The organism is Janibacter sp. CFPM2_SD2, assembly GCF_057364645.1.
The window spans coordinates 1-1,589 of record NZ_JBNFOF010000336.1 but is presented as its reverse complement, the minus strand read 5'-3'; the positions used below and the strand labels follow the sequence as shown (position 1 = coordinate 1,589).

The window sequence follows — 1,589 nt, the reverse complement described above, 5'->3', positions numbered from 1 at the left end:
CTGGACGGTCGCCTGGTTGGCCCCGACCCCGCGCAGCTCGGGCGGCCGGTCGGCGGTGAGCAGCAGCAGCGGCACGGCGCCGTGGTGCGCCTCGAGGACCGCGGGGTGGAGGTTGGCGACCGCGGTGCCGCTCGTCGTGATGACCACGGCGGGGCGGCGCGAGGTCTTGGCCAGCCCGAGCGCGAGGAAGGCGGCGCTGCGCTCGTCGACCCGCACGTGCAGCCGCAGGCGCCCCGCCGCCTCCGAGGTCGTGGGCGGCATAGGCCAGCGGGGCCGACCGGGACCCGGGGCACAGGACGACCTCGCGCACGCCGAGGCGGACGAGCTCGTCGAGCAGCACACGGGCGGCGGCGGTCGAGGGTCACCCGCCCGATCCTGCCACTGGCACCCGCCGCCGCACGACGACCGCTCACCGGCGGGCGACGTCGTAGTCGGTGGTGACGGTCGTGGCGAGCGGCGACCCGACGAAGGGGGCGGCGCCGTCTCGCCAGGCCTGCACCGACGGGTCGTCGCTCGCGTCGACGAGACGGGCCGTGTCGACATAGGTCGCGTTGTCGTGCGCCTGCGACGCCCGACCGTCGGGCCCGAGGTCGTCCGCGAGGGACCGCTCGACGGTCACCCAGCCACGGCGGTCGGGGTTGTCAGCGCCCTCGAGACCGGCCACGAGGTCCTCGTCGTGCTCGAGGCTGAGCACGCTCACCTCCTCGGGCACGGCGAGCGAGGTGACGGGCGCCCCCGAGGTGACGACGTGGGTGACCCGGTGGCGGGAGCGAAAGGTCGGGTCGGCGGCGAGCGCCGCCGCCGTGAGCCCGCCCTGGCTGTGCCCGGTGAGCATGACCCGGCTCGTGGTGCTCGTGTCGCCGGCGCGGCGACGGGCGTCGTCGAGGGCCCGCGCGACCGCCTGCATGACGAGCGGACGGCGGCCGGCGACGAGCAGCGCATTGGTCGTCATGTCCCAGGGGTTCTCGCCCGCGCGCGGGTCGAAGGTCTGCGTCCCCGGGACGTCGACGACCCAGCTCCAGCTGCCGTCGGGCCCGCGGATGCCGGTGACCCGCACGCGGGAGCCGCCCGAGGTGGGGCCGTGGTTGGACACGAGGTCGGCAACCCCGGCGGGCGGCCGACCTGCGAACGACGGCCGCGCGCTCACGCGGACCGACCGGCCCGACTCGTCGAGGGCGATGCCCCTGGTCGCGGCGAGCACGACACCGAGCGCGTCGGCCTCGTTGCGCGGCGGGTAGGGCACCCCCGCGCGGCCGCTGCGCCAGGCGAGGAGCACCCCGAGCGCGGGCAGGCCCTCGCCGAGACCGATGAGCAGCCCGTCGAGACCGTCGGCGGCCGCAGGCACGAGCCACGGGTGGTCGAAGAGGATCTCGTCGACCTCCTGCCCCAGCCCGAGCCCGACGGCGACGGCCGCATCGCGCCCGGCGGGGGTGGACAGCACGACGGCGGCCACGGGGGCGGCAGCCACCGCGACCCCGGAGGCGACCGGCGCGACGGATCGCCCCGACCCACCGCCGCACGCGAAGATCCTCGAGTACGTCGACAAGGAGCTGGCCCCCGAGGCGAAGCTCGACCTCGACATCAAGACC

The 1,589-nt window shown here is 76.5% G+C and carries 1 protein-coding gene and 1 pseudogene; both read right to left on the bottom strand.

The genetic code is table 11. The annotated features are described in order from the left end of the window. Positions 1–340: pseudogene (locus tag AC2W7J_RS18055) on the bottom strand (thiamine pyrophosphate-binding protein); the annotation flags it as partial. A gap of 69 nt (positions 341–409) precedes the next feature. Then, complete coding sequence (locus AC2W7J_RS18050) at positions 410–1,441, bottom strand: hypothetical protein (RefSeq protein WP_485984143.1); 1,032 nt, start codon at positions 1,439–1,441, stop codon at positions 410–412. Positions 1,442–1,589: the final 148 nt, after the last annotated feature.